Source organism: Sphingobium baderi, assembly GCF_001456115.1.
Taxonomy (GTDB): Bacteria; Pseudomonadota; Alphaproteobacteria; order Sphingomonadales; family Sphingomonadaceae; genus Sphingobium; species Sphingobium baderi_A.
Genome location: NZ_CP013264.1, coordinates 2,364,133 through 2,380,028 on the forward strand (window position 1 = coordinate 2,364,133; position 15,896 = coordinate 2,380,028).

Annotated in this window: 14 protein-coding genes and 1 tRNA gene; 5 read left to right on the forward strand and 10 right to left on the reverse strand. The window is 62.9% G+C overall.

The window, feature by feature from the left end; all coding sequences use genetic code 11:
- Positions 1 to 146 precede the first annotated feature (146 nt).
- Positions 147 to 455 carry a hypothetical protein gene (locus ATN00_RS11655; protein WP_003168941.1) on the reverse strand — a complete coding sequence of 103 codons (309 nt, stop codon included), beginning with the start codon at positions 453 to 455 and terminating at the stop codon, positions 147 to 149.
- Between the two features lie 64 nt (positions 456 to 519).
- Positions 520 to 1,791 (reverse strand): porin, encoded by a 1,272-nt coding sequence (locus ATN00_RS11660; RefSeq protein ID WP_231746268.1) that lies wholly within the window; start codon positions 1,789 to 1,791, stop codon positions 520 to 522.
- Positions 1,792 to 1,985: 194 nt separating this feature from the next.
- Between ATN00_RS11660 and ATN00_RS11665 the strand changes: the two genes are divergently transcribed.
- Positions 1,986 to 2,762 (forward strand): 2-keto-4-pentenoate hydratase, encoded by a 777-nt coding sequence (locus ATN00_RS11665; protein WP_003168943.1) that lies wholly within the window; start codon positions 1,986 to 1,988, stop codon positions 2,760 to 2,762.
- 18 nt (positions 2,763 to 2,780) lie between these two features.
- Here ATN00_RS11665 and ATN00_RS11670 read toward each other — a convergent pair whose 3' ends face one another.
- Together ATN00_RS11670 and ATN00_RS11675 are read right to left on the reverse strand one after the other, a co-directional pair.
- A complete protein-coding gene (locus ATN00_RS11670; RefSeq protein WP_003168944.1) occupies positions 2,781 to 3,053 on the reverse strand; it encodes a hypothetical protein in 273 nt (90 codons plus the stop codon).
- 617 nt (positions 3,054 to 3,670) lie between these two features.
- Positions 3,671 to 3,755, reverse strand: a tRNA-Leu gene (locus ATN00_RS11675).
- 397 nt (positions 3,756 to 4,152) lie between these two features.
- Here ATN00_RS11675 and zwf point away from each other — a divergent pair.
- From zwf to eda, 4 genes are read left to right on the forward strand one after another with little or no spacing between them, the layout of a single operon-like run.
- Complete coding sequence (zwf, locus tag ATN00_RS11680) at positions 4,153 to 5,616, forward strand: glucose-6-phosphate dehydrogenase (protein ID WP_062064765.1); 1,464 nt, start codon at positions 4,153 to 4,155, stop codon at positions 5,614 to 5,616.
- Entirely contained in the window at positions 5,609 to 7,441 is a 1,833-nt protein-coding gene (gene edd / locus ATN00_RS11685) for a phosphogluconate dehydratase (protein ID WP_062064767.1), read from the forward strand. The genes zwf and edd overlap by 8 nt, the downstream gene beginning before the upstream one ends.
- The gene (glk, locus tag ATN00_RS11690; RefSeq protein ID WP_062064769.1) at positions 7,438 to 8,403 is read left to right on the forward strand and encodes a glucokinase; all 966 of its coding nucleotides are present in this window, start codon (positions 7,438 to 7,440) and stop codon (positions 8,401 to 8,403) included. The genes edd and glk overlap by 4 nt, the downstream gene beginning before the upstream one ends.
- Positions 8,404 to 9,021: a bifunctional 4-hydroxy-2-oxoglutarate aldolase/2-dehydro-3-deoxy-phosphogluconate aldolase gene (gene eda / locus ATN00_RS11695; RefSeq protein WP_062064771.1), complete on the forward strand. Its 618-nt coding sequence runs from the start codon at positions 8,404 to 8,406 to the stop codon at positions 9,019 to 9,021. It abuts the gene before it with no gap.
- Between the two features lie 94 nt (positions 9,022 to 9,115).
- Here eda and ATN00_RS23430 read toward each other — a convergent pair whose 3' ends face one another.
- The 6 genes from ATN00_RS23430 to ATN00_RS11725 form a co-directional block, all read right to left on the reverse strand.
- Positions 9,116 to 10,075, reverse strand: coding sequence for a hypothetical protein (locus tag ATN00_RS23430; protein WP_156415272.1), 960 nt, complete (start codon positions 10,073 to 10,075; stop codon positions 9,116 to 9,118).
- Positions 10,076 to 10,101: 26 nt separating this feature from the next.
- Positions 10,102 to 10,797, reverse strand: coding sequence for a 6-phosphogluconolactonase (gene pgl / locus ATN00_RS11705; protein ID WP_062064775.1), 696 nt, complete (start codon positions 10,795 to 10,797; stop codon positions 10,102 to 10,104).
- Positions 10,794 to 11,270, reverse strand: a complete 477-nt coding sequence (locus tag ATN00_RS11710; RefSeq protein ID WP_062064777.1) for a YbaK/EbsC family protein — start codon at positions 11,268 to 11,270, stop codon at positions 10,794 to 10,796. The genes pgl and ATN00_RS11710 overlap by 4 nt, the downstream gene beginning before the upstream one ends.
- A complete protein-coding gene (gene galE, locus ATN00_RS11715) occupies positions 11,267 to 12,271 on the reverse strand; it encodes a UDP-glucose 4-epimerase GalE (RefSeq protein ID WP_062064779.1) in 1,005 nt (334 codons plus the stop codon). Before galE ends, ATN00_RS11710 begins: the two co-directional genes overlap by 4 nt.
- Before the next feature lie 66 nt (positions 12,272 to 12,337).
- The gene (locus tag ATN00_RS11720) at positions 12,338 to 14,515 is read right to left on the reverse strand and encodes a 3-hydroxyacyl-CoA dehydrogenase NAD-binding domain-containing protein (protein WP_062064781.1); all 2,178 of its coding nucleotides are present in this window, start codon (positions 14,513 to 14,515) and stop codon (positions 12,338 to 12,340) included.
- A 95-nt stretch (positions 14,516 to 14,610) separates the two neighbouring features.
- Positions 14,611 to 15,819: an acetyl-CoA C-acetyltransferase gene (locus ATN00_RS11725; RefSeq protein WP_062064783.1), complete on the reverse strand. Its 1,209-nt coding sequence runs from the start codon at positions 15,817 to 15,819 to the stop codon at positions 14,611 to 14,613.
- Positions 15,820 to 15,896 lie beyond the last annotated feature (77 nt).

The following is a 15,896-nucleotide window of genomic DNA, read 5'->3' on the forward strand; positions in this document are numbered from 1 at the left end:
TCAGCCGCCATTTCTGAGCACCAGGTAGATGCTGGGGCCTGCGGAAGCAAGAACAGCGCAACCGGCGATCACCACCAGAGCGATGATCTCCACGGCGCAGCGGAAGACGTGTCGGGAGACTTGGCGCTTGCTTGGTACAGCCCGGCTCAATTTTCGCCCTCGCTCCCCATCTGACGCGGCTCGCGCCGCCGACTGAGGTTCATCATCTCCAGGCAGAAGCGACCGTCTGTCAGTTGAAGATAGAGGCGGTAGCAGCCGTAGCTCTCGCCTATCAGCCTTGCCGCACCGACCGCATCATTGCGCGTCGGGTGGCACCATTCGGAGTCTTCACCTTCAAGATGCACAGTCCAGCGATCATCATAGTTCCGATAGACCCAGAGAACGGGCAGGACCGGATACACAGTCGCTGTGGCTTGAGGAGCCTCCAATTTCGATATGATCTGTTCCAAACCCATGTTTCACCTAAGCTCGCAGTGGGTCTGCGGAGCCGGTGGCTCCGCATTTCCGCCCGCGCCCGTCCTAGAAAAGCACCCCGGCCTCAAACATCCCGCGTACCTGGTCGCGCTTGTCGAAGTTGGACCCAAAGCCGTAGCCTTCGGTGACCCGATCGATGCGGGTGTACGAAAGCTCGGTACGCGCGAAGAAGATCCCGCGCTGGTAGGTCGGCGTCACCGTCAGCGACCACGCCCTGCTTTTCGGCCCGTAGAGCAGATTGGTGGGGGCGCAGTCTGCGGCGACGCCGCAATCTCCTCCGCTTAAAGCGATGTACTCGGCACGTCCAGCGATCGAGAAATTCTCATTGATGGCATAGCGAGCCAGCAGCGCTCCGCCGAATGTTTCGGCCGAGCGATCAATACCGATGTCCCTGTTCGAGCGGACCGTTGTGTATTGCAGGTAGGGCTGGAGCGTCAGCGGGCCGTCGACATAGGTGTAGATCACATTGAAGATGCTGCTGTTGTTCTGCGCCAGTGGCGTCGCGGCGCCGGTCTTGCCCGACTCTGCAAAGTTGCCTGCGGCGACCAGCGTGATCGTGCTCGACGGCGTCGCCGCATAAGACACCAGACCGGATACCCAGTTGTAATCCCCTGAGTAGAAACCATCATTGACCGACACCGAGGCGTTGACCGGTCCATTGCTATAGTTCACCTGAACACCGCGGCTGATCGCCGGCTCCTGGTTCCAGAGCAGGCCGCGCGCGATATTCATATTCTGGAAGGTGAAGGTCGATTCCGCGCCGATCAACGTCGGCAGCAAACCCGCCTGCACTGAGAAATTCGGCGACAGCTCGAGCTTGCCATAAGCAACCGGCACCGGCCCGTACAACTGATCGGTGACGTCGGTTGCGCGGGTATAGGCCGAGCCCAAAGAAGGCAGCGAGTAGACACCGCCCTGGACGAAGAACGTCAAGGGCGCCCCGGTTGTCTGCACCTGAATTTGGGCATTGCCGATATCGACGAGGGGATCTGTCGTTCGCGGATCGACGCCGGGAATGCCGTTCGTCTGCGCATTCCCGATGCCTGTGAGCTGGCCGGTGATATGAAGGCGACCAAACACGCCCGCATCCATGCTCATCGGATCGGGGTTCGGGCGCAGAGGGCCACCAAAGCTCGGCGCGCTCAGGGGTTCGGCCGCTGCCTGGCCAAGACCCATCATCGAACCGGCCATGATCGCGACCGCGCCAACCGCGCTCCGGCAAAGCGTCTTCCGACGCTCCGACCCCGGTCTTGTTGGACGACCGGCCTCGGCTGTGGCCGTTGCGGCGGGTGCGAGGGACGGTTTAAGCGGCTTCATACCTTCAGGTCCTTCCGGTTTGGTGGGACCCTCAAGCTAGATAGAGCCGCATATTATTTCGACGGGAGCTCAGCCGCGCTGCGATAGTATTTTCATAAGAAAAGGACCTGACAAAAATATACGTACTTATATAGTCGGATTTTTATTTGACTGAGCACGACTTTGCGCCCTTTCTCGCGCGGGAGTGTGCTTCTATGATTGACCAGAATCTCGACTATCTCGCTAACTTGCTTTGCCAAAACCGTCGGCAGGGAATTACCTCAGATATCCCGTTCGATCTGCTTCGAAGCGAGGATGACGCCTGGGCGGTGCAGTCAGCAGCAATCTCGGCCTTCGCCAATGACGCGGTAGGCTACGCCCTGATAGGCACTTGCCCCGCCATCCGCGGCACGCTTGGCCTTGCCAGTCCCATCTACTGCCCGATCCCTGTCGGAACAGTTCTTCAGGACTCCCACGGGCCGTTCCGGCTTCCCCAAGGCTTCATCGGGGCACAATGCGAAATCGTCTTTACGATGGGCGGTCCCCTGGGGGCGGACCATTGGCCCATCACTCGCGATCAATTTTGCAAGGCGATCCTGAGCTACCAACCGTCTATCTGTCTTGTCGGGCGACGTGGTCACCTGACTGGGCAACCACACCTGGCCGCCATTGCTGACTATGCGTTCCATGTTTCGACGATCGTCGACAAATATCATGAGCCAACAGGCCTGGAGGCCATGGACAGAATCGACATGCGAGCGTCGATCAACAACGTTCCAGTGTTTCAGTCGGCATCGGGAGAGGGGCTGGTTGATCCGATCAACTCTGCGCTCTGGCTCGTGAATGACCTGATCGCCAGAGGCAATTATCTCAGCGCCGGCGATATCGTAGCAACCGGATCGATCATCCCGATGCTGCTGCAAGTCCTTCCTGGTCAGGAACTGAAGGTCGAGTTGTCAGGCGTTGGCGACGCATCCGCACGGTTTCTTTGAACCAACAGAAGCAGCCGATCAGACGGCCAACTGATGGCCACTGAAAATGTAGAGACCCAACGCCGTCGCCGCCAACCATAGAGCCTCATCCCAATAGGTGAACCTGGTCTTGCCGAATCGTTCGCCGCGATGAACTGCGTAAGCGACGGCCATTACGCCGTATATGCCGGTCCACAGCGCGAATGTGGCAAGGAAGTTCTCGCTCTTCAGAATGTAGGCGATTGCCGCAGCGACGACCAGCTTGATGCCATAGCGCCCAATGTGCTCTCGCGACTGCTCGTCTAACCGCATAACACGCCTGGATCGTTCGTTAGATCAGGCCGAAGACGAGGGACAGCCGGTAGCCGACATACCCAACGCCGATCGCGGTAATCGCCAGGACAAGCAGCAAGCCAAGCCCACCATTCCCTGGCTCTTTCTGAGGGTGCGGCGCCTCGTTCTGATTCTTCCGGACCCTATCATTTCCAGCCATTTGCGATGAGCGCTCCCTCGGCGCTCCAGTGCGCAGCTATTTCTAGGATGCTGCTGCATAGGAATTCGAGAGGGACGGCACGTCAGCGAAGTAAATGGATTTTACTTCTGAGCCAGCGTATGACTTTACCGGAAAAAGCTCATTGGGCGGTGCCGATATCCCACGATTCGTTGCTGTCGAGCCGTCGCGTATATGTGCTTGGCAATGCTCACGCGCGCATAGCAGCGGCTAAAGCAATCCGCAGTTTCCACGGCCAGCTTTGGTCACGCTAAGGGAGCGCCATCAACGGTTCGCTCACCTGGGTGGACGAAGCCGTCGAATGAAAACACGCATTTCGCAAGCCTTCACATTCTGACAGGCTGACGAGCATCACCCGCAAGTGCAATCAGCGCGGACTGGCCCTCTGGGACGCGAAGCGATGACTCGATTGAAGAGATGGTGCGGGTGGTCGGAATCGAACCGACACTCCTTTCGGAACCGGATTTTGAATCCGGCGCGTCTACCAGTTCCACCACACCCGCACACTTGCCGCCGATTCTAGCCGACGCTCTTTGCACCTATACTGCACCTAGAGCGAAAACCGAATATCCGCAGCGAATTTTCCTTCTTTCCCAAGCCCCTGAAAATACGACGCTTTAAACTCGCCGTGATTTTTTGTGGATTGGTAGACAAACCCCTTTTTGAGTCCGGCGCGTCTACCAATTTCACCACGCCCGCGCATGGTTGGGGAGCGCCAGATGGCAAAAAGCGCGGCAGGCGTCCAGCCAAAAATCATCCTGCGGGATTTGAAGGGATAAATGCCGCTCCTCATATTGCGGGAGCGGACGCGGCCCGATAGCCTGCGCGTGTCTCGAAAGCGGCCCATTTGGCGGCACGCTTCGCGTAGACCTGACACTCCAACGGAAAAGGGCGTCCCTTTTGACCGAACCGTCTGCCACATTCCTGCTATTCGGCGCCACTGGCGATCTCGCGCACCGGATGATCTTTCCCTCGCTCTACAATCTGCTGGCGGACGGATTGCTGCCGGACGACTTCCTCGTCATCGCGTCGGGCCGTTCCGAGATGAGCGACGATATGTTTCGCGCCGACATAAAGGACAGCCTGCCCAAATTCCTGCCGGCGGATCGTTATGATGCCGCCGTGGCCGACCGGCTGACCGCCATCATCTCCTATCAGCCGGTGGAGGCGGGCAATGCGGAGCAATTCTCGGCGCTGGCCAGGCGGCTGGACGGGCGGCTGGATCGCGGCCTTTGCGTTTATCTTTCGACTCCGCCTTCGCTATTCGCGCCCACCGCGCAGGGGTTGGCGCAAGCGGGGATCATCACGCCTAAAACCCGCATCGCCATGGAAAAACCCATCGGCAAGGATCTGGCATCCTCGAAACAGGTGAATGACGGCATCGGCGCGCTGTTCGCGGAGGATCAGATTTTCCGCGTCGACCATTATCTCGGCAAGGAAACGGTGCAGAACCTGCTTGCGCTGCGGTTCGGCAATGTGATGTTCGAGCCGCTGTGGAACGCCAGCGCCATCGACCATGTGCAGATCACCGTGGGCGAAACGGTCGGGCTGGAAGGCCGCGTCTCCTATTATGACGGCGTGGGCGCGTTGCGCGACATGGTGCAGAATCATGTGCTCCAGATCCTGTCGATCATCGCCATGGAGCCGCCCGCGCGCATGGACCCCACCTCCGTGCGTGACGAGAAGGTGAAGGCGCTGCGCTCCCTGCGTCCCATGACCGCCGAAACGGTCAAGACCCACAGCGTGCGTGGCCAATATACGCCCGGCGCGGTCGGCGGGCAGATCGTCACCGGCTATGCCGACGAATTGGGGAAGCCCTCCGACACCGAAACCTTCGTGGCCCTGAAAGCCCATATCGACAACTGGCGCTGGCAGGGCGTGCCCTTTTACCTCCGCACCGGCAAGCGGATGCCCGCCCGCCAGTCGGAAATCCTGATCCAGTTCAAGCCGGTGCGTCATTCCATCTTCGGCCGCGACGGCCACGGATCGGGGCTGGAACCCAACACGCTCATCATCCGCCTTCAGCCGGAGGAATATATCCGCCTGCTCATCATGAGCAAACGCCCCGGCCTCGAACGGCAGGTGCATCTGGAGGAGGTGACGCTGGACGTGTCGCTGACCGCCGCCTTCGCCGGGCAGCGCCGCCGCATCGCCTATGAGCGGCTGATCCTGGACCTGCTGGCGGGCGACCAGACGCTGTTCGTCCGCCGCGACGAGGTGGAGGCGCAATGGACCTGGATCGATTCCATCATCGACGGCTGGAAAGCCGCGGGAATGAAGGTCGCTTCCTATGCATCGGGGAACTGGGGGCCGTCCTCAGCCATTGCCCTTATCGAACGTGATGGAGCAAGCTGGCATGACTGACCTCAACCCGGTGATCGCCAAAGTCACCGACCGCATCATCAGGCGCAGCGCCGCGCGCCGCCGCCAATATCTCGACCTGATCGAGCGGGGCCGCGACGCGGGCACCAACCGCGCGCAGCTCAGTTGCGGCAACCTCGCCCACGCCTTCGCGGCGAGCGGCGACGACAAGCCCGTCATCCGCACCGGCCGGGCGATGAACATGGGGATCGTCACCGCCTATAACGACATGCTCTCCGCCCATCAGCCCTATGGCCGCTATCCCGAAGCGATCAAGATCGCCGCGCGCGAGGTCGGCGCCACGGCGCAGGTCGCAGGCGGCGTCCCCGCCATGTGCGACGGCGTGACGCAGGGGCAGGCGGGCATGGACCTGTCGCTCTTCTCCCGCGACACCATCGCGCTGGGCACGGCGGTGGCGCTCAGCCACGCCATGTTCGAAGGCGCGCTGCTGCTCGGCATCTGCGACAAGATCGTGCCGGGCCTCCTGATCGGCGCGCTGCGCTTCGGCCATTTGCCCACGATCCTGGTTCCCTCCGGCCCCATGCCGTCGGGCCTCGCCAACAAGGAAAAGGTCCGCATCCGCCAGCTCTATGCCGAAGGAAAGGTCGGCAAGGAGGAACTGCTGGAAGCCGAAAGCGCCAGCTATCACGGCGCGGGCACCTGCACCTTCTACGGCACGGCGAACAGCAATCAGATGATGATGGAGGTGATGGGCCTCCACATGCCCGGCGCGGCCTTCATCAACCCCGGCACGAAGCTGCGGACCGAAATCACCCGCGCCGCCGTCCACCGGCTCGCCGATATCGGCTGGGACGGCGAGGATTATCGCCCGCTCGGCCATTGCATCGACGAAAAGGCTATCGTGAACGCGATCATAGGCCTGATGGCGACCGGCGGCTCCACCAATCACGCCATCCATGTGCCCGCCATCGCGCGGGCGGCGGGGATCAGCGTCGACTGGACCGATTTCGCCGAACTGTCGGACGTGGTGCCGCTGCTGGCGCGTATCTATCCCAATGGCTCGGGCGATGTGAACGCGTTCGAGGCGGCGGGCGGCATGGCCTATGTCATCCGCGAGCTGCTCGACAATGGCCTGCTCCACCGCGACATATTGACCGTCGCCCGCGCCGACCTCACCGACTATGGCAAGGAACCCGTGCTGGAGGATGAGGCGCTCTTGTGGCGCGACGTTCCCGCCTCCCGCGACGAAGCGATGCTGCGTCCCGTCTCCAGCCCCTTCAGCCCGGACGGCGGCATGAAGCTGCTGTCCGGCAATCTCGGCCGCTGCGTCATGAAGGTGAGCGCGGTCGATCCGTCGCGCTGGACCATCGAAGCACCCGCGGCGATCTTCCACGATCAGGACGATGTGCTGCGCGCCTTCAAGGCCGGGGAACTGGAGCGCGACGTGGTGGTCGTGGTCCGCTTCCAGGGGCCGCGCGCCAACGGGATGCCCGAACTGCACAAGCTCACCCCCGCGCTCGGCGTGTTGCAGGATCGCGGCTTCAAGGTCGCATTGGTGACGGACGGCCGCATGTCCGGCGCGAGCGGCAAGGTGCCCGCCGCCATCCACCTTTCGCCCGAAGCGCTGGGCGACGGCCCCATCGCCCGACTGCGCGATGGCGATATGGTCCGCGTCTGCGCCCAGACCGGCTCTATCGAGGCGCTGGTCGATGCCGCGCAATGGGACGCCCGCACCATGCCCCAAGCTCCGCCGCCACCCTATGACACAGGCCGCGAATTGTTCGCCCTCTTCCGCCAGCACAGCGATCTGGCCGAAGCAGGCGCGTCGCCCATCCTCGCGGCGATGGAAAGTGAGCTTGGATCATGACGGACATCATCGCAGCCGACATCGGCGGCACCAACGCCCGCTTCGCCCGTGCGAAACTGGACGCACAGGGCGTGCCGACGCTTGGCGAAATCCGGAAATATAAGGTCGCCGACTTTTCCAGCCTGCAAGCCTGCTGGGCGGCCTTCGCGGCGGAGGAGGGGGGCGACCTGCCCAAAGCCGCCTCCATCGCCTTCGCCACCGCCATCGGCCGCGACGTCATCAAGCTCACCAACAGCAACTGGGTGATCCGCCCCGACACGCTGGACGAGGAACTGGGCCTCGACCAGATGCGCCTCGTCAACGATTTCGAGGCGGTCGCCCATGCCGTCACGCGCCTGCCGCCTGAAAACCTGCCGCTGCTTTTCGGTGAGGACCGGCCTTTCCCCGCCGATGGCGGCGTGACCGTGATCGGCCCCGGCACGGGCCTTGGCGTCGCGATGATCGCCTATGACGACGGCGTCCCCCATGTCATCGCGACAGAAGGCGGCCATCTGGATTTCGCCCCGCTCGACACGATGGAGGAGAAAATCCTCGCCTACCTCCGCGACAAGTTCCTCCGCGTATCCGTCGAGCGCATCGTCTCAGGCCCCGGCCTCAACAATATCTACAAGGCGATGGCCACCATCGGCCATGAACGCATCCTGCTGATGGAAGACGCCGAACTGTGGCAGGCGGCGTTGGAGGACAGCGACCCGTTCGCCCGCGCCGCCTTCGACCGTTTCTGCCTCTGCTATGGCGCGGTGGCGGGCGATCTGGCGCTGGCGCACGGCCCTCATGCGGTCGTGCTGGCGGGCGGTCTCACGCAGCGGATGCGCGACCTGTTGCCGCCAAGCGGTTTCCACAGCCGTTTCATCGCCAAGGGCCGTTTCGAAAGCCTCATGAAATCCGTGCCCATCCGCCTCGCCCTGCATGACGAGATCGGGCTTTTCGGCGCCGCCGCCGCCTTTCGGGAGAAGAAGTGAATGTCGCTCAGCGTTGAACAGGTGATGGCGCTGGCCCCGGTGATCCCTGTGCTGGTGGTCGAACGTGTGGAGGACGCGCTCCCCATCGCGCAGGCGCTGGTGAAGGGCGGTCTTCCCGCGCTGGAAGTGACCCTGCGGACCCCCGCCGCGCTGGATGTCATCCGCGAAATGGCCAAGATCGAAGGCGCTGTCGTCGGCGCGGGCACCGTCCTTAACCCACGTCAGCTCGACGCCGCGATGGAAGCAGGCGCGCGCTTCATCGTCAGCCCCGGCCTCACCGATCCGCTGGGCCGGGCAGCCATCGCCGCGAAGATCCCCTTCCTCCCCGGCACGGCGACGGCAGGCGACATCATGCGCGGCATGGACATGGGCCTCACCCACTTCAAATTCTTCCCGGCGGAAACCTCCGGCGGCCTGCCTGCATTGAAGGCGCTCGCCGCCCCCCTCCACGAAGCCCGCTTCTGCCCCACCGGCGGCATCTCGCCGGAAAGCGCGCCCAAATGGCTGGCCGAGCCCTTCGTCCAATGCGTCGGCGGAAGCTGGGTCGTGCCCAAAGGCCCCATCGACCCCGCAAGGATCGAGGCGCTGGCGCGGGAGGCGGCGGCGCTGCCGCGTTAGGCGGGATGTTGAGGACGAGCCGCTGCTTTAAGGACCGAGAGTGACTAGTTTCAACCTTCGGCGGACTCCATCACCACGCCCATAAACTGCCGTTTCATCCTGCCGGTAGTGCCCATCGAAGCTTAGTCTGAAATCGTACCCCAAGCGCGCTTCTACCATCCTTTAGCTGCTCCTTGATGATCGCACCTCTAAATAGGTTTTCAGCTTCGCCAGCGAAATACGACGCGTTTTCCGGCGGTTCGAATGACTCACCGCGACAGATGACCGAACGGTCTAATTGAACTTGGCATTCTGCCGTCTGAACACCCTGTCGCTTTTCACGCATGGCTCGCGCCGGGTAATTCATGCTGCCTCTGACTTTGCCGGATTGGATGTCGATTTGCATCATATCAACCAACGGACCCGTGGTGAGGTTAACGGACAACGGGACTGCGTCGATCAGCACCGTTAATCTTGCCAACCTGAAAAATGGAGGCGCCTTACCGGGTGCGGCAGCAAAGCGCACCAGTTTGCTCCATAGAGGATCGGCACCTGCCGGGCTAAGACCAAGTGCTGCGCGATCAATGGCGGGAAATTTCGGGAATGCTGATGGTGGTGAAGCACGTGCCACCATCATCGCTAGTATCTGCTCGCGGTTTCGCCAACTCTCAGCCTCGCAGGTCGCCTGTTTTACCGTGCCATCATCCGCGATCTCACAGACGAGATTTGTATTAAACGCTGGAATTGATCCGCCCCACTTGGCGGTTTGACGGTATCGCTCCGCAATGGGCAAAATTTGCAAGCTGAGCTCAGTCGGCTTCGCTTCATAAGTCTGCGTCCTAAACGGTGCGCCGGTACTATCCTTGTTAATTTCGATTGGCGGTTCTGCAACTGTGGTTCCCGAAACGGGAAACGCAAATGCAAAGAATAGAGGCGTGAGAATAACCCGCTGTCCAATCACTTGTGCTGCCCCCTGCCGATCGAACCAAAAGATAGCTGCTTTGCATACCGATTTAGCGTCAGTAAAAGGGAATATCCGGCGCGAAGCGGATTTTCCGCTCTCCACCCGAACCATGTGCCCCAATTGCCGCGCATACAGGCTCAATCGCTGATCCACACCTCCACCGGCACCTTGTCCTGACAAAGCGCCAGCCGGATCGGCAGTTCCTCGACAGACCCTCCCGCCAGCGCGCGGTCATAGACGGCTTTCTTCGCCGCCCCGCCGATCTGGAGGAAGATATGACGGCTATCCACAATCGCGCCGGCGCTCAGCGTCATGCGCTGGTGCGGTGCGGCGGGCGGCGTCACCGCCAGCACCCGCGCTTGCGTGGAAAGCCCCTCCGCCAGTTCCTTCGCCTGCGGGAAAAGCGAGGCGGTATGTCCATCCTCTCCCATGCCCAGCAGCACGATGTCCAGCGGCCAGGGCAGTGCCTCAAACGCCACCTCGCAAGCCGCCGCGCCGGCATAGGCATCCGCCGCGTCATTCTTCATCGGCACGAACCGCGCCTTGGTCGCCGCTCCGGTCAACAGCGTCTCGCGGATCAGCTTTTCATTGGAATCGGCATGGTCCGGCGCGACCCAGCGTTCGTCCACCAGCGTCACGACCACCTCGCCCCAGTCGAGCGGCAGTCCCGACAGCGCCTTCAGCACCGGCCGGGGGGATCGCCCGCCCGACAGCGCGATGCCCGCCACGCCCCGCGCCGCGATCGCTTCGCCCAGCACCGCGCCGATCCGCCGCGCCAGATTCTGCGCCGCCGCCGCGCCATCGGCAAAGACATGCTCCACCGGTCTGCTCAAGCCACTTCCTCGGGCAGTGTGCAGGCGTCGATCCACCGCGCGTCCGTCAGTTCCGCCAGCCGCGTCGGCGTCAGTTCCACCGAAGCGGTGCGCGATCCTGCCGCCGGAAACACCGTTTCGAACGCCTGCAAGCTCACGTCGCAATAGACGGGCAGGGGGGCGGCCAGCCCAAAGGGGCACACGCCCCCCACCGGATGCCCGGTGATCGCTTCGACCTCTTCCGCGCCCAGCATCCGGGGCTTGCCGCCCAGCGCCGCCTTCGCCTTGCCGTTGCTCAGCCGCGCATCGCCCCGCGCCACCACCAGCGCGACCTGGTCGCCCACCCGCAGCGACAGCGTCTTGGCGATCCGCGCCGGTTCCACGCCCAGCGCGGCGGCGGCTTCCACCACCGTCGCCGTGCTCATGCCTTGGTCGATGATCGGCACATCGGGCGCATGGGTCGCGAAAAAGGCCCGGACGCTCGCTTCGCTCATGCCCCGCGAATCTCACTGAGCTTGCGTTCCCACGCCAGAGCGTGCGTCACGATCTGCTCCAGATCGGCATGACGCGGCTCCCACGGAAATTCATTCATAATCGCCCGGTTATCGGAAATCAGCGAGTCCGGATCGCCCGCCCGCCGTCCTTCCATCCGCCGCTCGATCTTGATGTTGGTCACGCGGTCCACGGCGTCCAGCACCTCCAGCACGGAAAAGCCCCGGCCATAGCCGCAGTTGAGGAGATAATTCTGCTCCGGCTTCGCCATCAGCGCCTCCAGCGCCAGCACATGCGCGGCGGCAAGGTCAGTCACATGGATATAGTCGCGCACACCCGTCCCGTCGGGCGTATCGAAATCCGTCCCGAACACGCTGACGCCGTCGCGCTTGCCCAAAGCGGCCTCCACCGCCACCTTGATGAGATGCGTCGCGCCAGCCGTGGATTGCCCGCTGCGCCCCTGCGGATCGGCCCCCGCCACATTGAAATAACGCAGCGCGCAGAAGTTCATGCCATGCGCCGCGCTCACGTCGCGCAGCATATATTCGGTCATCAGCTTCGACATGCCATAAGGGTTGATCGGTCGCTGCGGCGTCGTCTCCCTGACCGGGCTTTCCTCCGGTATCCCATAGGTCGCCGCCGTCGAGGAGAAGATGAAATGCGGCACGCCAACCCGCACCGCGCTTTCGATCAGGTCGCGAGTCTTGGCGCTGTTATTATGATAATATTTCAACGGGTTTTCGACCGACTCTGGCACCACGACTGAACCGGCGAAATGCATGATCGCCTTGACGCCATGGTCCCGCAAAGCCGCCTTCACCAGCGGCTGGTCGGCGATGTCGCCCCGCACCAGCGGCACGCCATCGGGCACCGCCCAATCGAAGCCGGTGACGAGGTTGTCGATCACCACCACGCCATAGCCCGCGTCTTTCAGCGCCAGCACCGCATGGCTGCCGATATAACCGGCCCCGCCCGTCACCAATATCGTCGGCTTTTCGCTCATAAAAAGAAGGTCTCCCCGGATGTTCCGGGAAGACCTAGCCGAGGGGGAGGGGGATTGTCAGCCTGTTTATGCCGCGGCGCGGGACGGAGCGGGGCGATAGAAGGTCGCGCCGCTCGCCGCCATCTCCCGCAATTGCTTCGTCGGCGCGAACCGTTCGCCATGCGCTGCCGCCAGCCGGTCCAGCACCGCCACCACATGCGCGATGCCGACCGTATCCATATGGCTGAACGGCCCGCCGGTCCAGGGCGCAAAGCCCCAGCCGAAGATCGCGCCGATATCGCCATCCTCCGGCGTCTCCAGCACGCCCTCCTCGAAACAGCGGGCACATTCGATCAGTTGCCGATAGAGCAGCCGCTCCTTCACGGCCTCCACATCGGGCTGATCGGCGGCCAGCGGGAACAGATCGGCCAGACCCGGCCACAGATGCTTCTTCCCGCCTTCGGGATAGTCATACCATCCCTTCGCGCTCTTGCGGCCCAAACGGCCCAATTCCACCATCTGCGCCATCAATTCGTCGGACCGCTGCGGGACATAGGCATCGCCCAGTTCCTTCTTCGCCGCGAGCACGATCTTGTTGCCCAGCTCGATGGACACCTCATCGCCCACGGCCAGCGGCCCCACGGGCATCCCCAATTGCCGCCCGCCATTTTCGATCAGCGCCGGATTGACCCCTTCGGCCACCATCTCCACACCCTCCTGCACATAGGTGCCGAAGCAGCGCGAGGTATAGAAGCCGCGCGAGTCATTGACGACGATGGGCGTTTTCTTGATCTGCGCCACGAAATCCAGCGCTTTGGCGATGGCGGCGGGGCCGGTTTCGCGCCCCAGGATGATTTCTACCAGCGGCATCTTCTCGACCGGCGAGAAAAAGTGGATGCCGATGAAATTCGCCGGCTTGCTCCACGCCTTCGCCAGCTTGGTGATCGGCAGCGTCGACGTGTTGGACCCGAAGATCGTGTCCGCGCCCAGCACTTCCTCGACCTTTTTCGTGACTTCCGCCTTGATGGCGACATCCTCGAACACCGCCTCGATCACGAAATCCGCCCCGGCCAGCGCCGCATAGTCGGTCGTCGGCGTCACGCGGGCCAGCGTCTCCGCCATCTTCTCCGGCGTCATGCCCTTGCCGAGCCGCTTGCTTAACTGCTCCTCGACATGCGCCTTGCCTTTTTCCGCATAGGCCAGATCCCGGTCGAACAGCACGACCTCCATCCCCGCCTGAGCGGCGACCGTGGCGATGCCTGCGCCCATCATGCCCGCGCCCAGCATGGCGAGCTTCCTCGTCGGCGCCTTGGGCTGGTCCTTGGGGCGGCGCGCGCCGCGTTCGGCGGCCTGCTTGTTAACGAACAGGCTGCGGATCATGTTGCTCGCCTGCGGGTCGGCGGCGACCTTGGCGAAATATTTGCTCTCGATCCGGATCGCCTGATCAATGGGCAGTATCGCGCCTTCATAGACTGCTGACAGCAAAGCGATGGGCGCGTTCATGTTGCGCTGCGTCTGCTTGAGGGTCATCGGCACGGCGCCCGCCATGGTCTGCACGAAAGCGGGGTTGAACCCACCCGCGCCGCCCGGAATTTTGAAGCCCTTCACATCCCATGGCTGCACCGATGCGGTCGGATTCGCCTTCACCCACGCCTTTGCCGTGTCCAGCGCCGTGCCCTGCGGCACCACTTCATCGACAACTTTCAGCATCGCCGCTTCGGCGGGCCGGAACAGCTTGCCTTGCAACATATACATCAGCGCCGCCTGCACCCCCATCAGGCGCGTCATGCGCTGCGACCCGCCACCGCCGGGAAACAGGCCGATCAGTATTTCGGGCAATCCCAACTGCGTCTTGGGGCTATCCCCCACCACGCGCCGATGACAGGCCATCGCCAGTTCCAGCCCGCCGCCGACGCAGGTGCCCTCAATGGCGCAGGCGACCGGCTTGCCGCAGGTTTCCAGACGGCGGAAAAGCTGGTTCAGCACGAACACCTTGTCGAATATATCGGCGGGGGCGGGGCGTTCGCCTTCCGCGCTTGCCAGCATCGCGCCCAGAAATTTCAGGTCCATGCCGGCCATGAAGCCGCTGTCCTTGCCCGACGCGATGACGGCGCCCTTGATGGCTTCTTCCGACGCGATGCGCGTGATCGCCGCGTCCAGATCGGTGATGAAATCCGGGCCGATGACGTTCATCGACTGACCGGGCACGTCGATGGTCAGCGTGGCGATGCCGTCGCCGTCAATGTCGAATGCGATTGTGCTCATATCCTGTCTCCTTCCCATTCTCCGTTCGCCCTGATCCTGTCGAAGGGCGCTCGCAAACCGGGCTTCAACAGCCCGAACGGGGTGTTTTGAATGCCTCAAATACGCTCGATGATCGTGCCGGTGCCCATGCCCGCGCCCACGCACAGGTTGACGAGCGCGGTGCCCTTGCCCGTCCGCTCCAGTTCATCCAGCGCGGTGCCCAGCACCATCGCGCCGGTCGCGCCCAGCGGATGCCCCATGGCGATCGCGCCGCCATTGACGTTGATCAGGCCATGGTCGAGGTCCATCGCCTGCATGTAGCGCAGCACCACGGCGGCAAAGGCTTCGTTCAGTTCCCACAGGTCGATGTCGGCCTTGCTCATTCCCGCGCGCTTCAGCAGCTTGCCCGCGACGAACTCCGGCCCGGTCAGCATGATGAGCGGTTCGGACCCGATGGAGGCCGCCGCGCGGATGCGCGCGCGCGGTTTCAGCCCATATTTCTCGCCGATCGCCTTGCTGCCGACCAGTACGCCCGCGGCGCCGTCGACGATGCCGGAACTGTTGCCTGCATGGTGGACATGATCGACCTTCTCCAGTTCCGGGTAGCGCAGCAGCGCCACCGTATCGAAGCCCGGCATGTCCTCGCCCAGCGCGGCGAAGCTGGGTTTCAGGGCGGCGAGCGACTGCATCGTGGCGTCGGGCCGCATATGTTCGTCATGGTCCAGCGCGATGCGGCCGATAATGTCTTTCACCGGCAGGATGGATCTGGCGAAGCGCCCTTCGTCCCATGCCATCTTCGCGCGCCGCTGGCTCTCCACCGCATAGGCGTCGACATCATCCCGCGAAAAGCCGAATTTGGTCGCGATCACGTCCGCGCCGATGCCCTGCGGCGCGAAATAGGTTTTGTAGGCGACGGCCGGGTCCATGGCCCATGCGCCGCCATCCGACGCCATCGGCACCCGGCTCATGGATTCGACGCCGCCCGCGACGACGAAATCCGCTTCGCCCGATACGACCTTGCCCGCGGCCATGTTCACCGCTTCGAGTCCCGAAGCGCAAAAGCGGCTGATCTGTACGCCCGGCGTGGTCTGCGCGTAACCCGCGTTCAGCACCGCGACGCGCGCGATGTCCGCGCCCTGCTCGCCCACCGGCGTGACGCAGCCCAGTATGACGTCGTCCACATCTGCGGTGTCGATGCCGTTGCGATCACGTATGCCTTCCAACACCTGCGTCGCAAGCTGGATGGGGGTGATCTCATGCAGCGACCCGTCGGTCTTGCCCCGGCCCCGGGGCGTCCTGACGGTGTCGTAGATATAGGCTTCCATGGATTAAGTCCTCTCCGATGACCGGGACGCGATGCGATTTATACCCGCAAAATGTATTTACGTTTACGTAAAGTGCA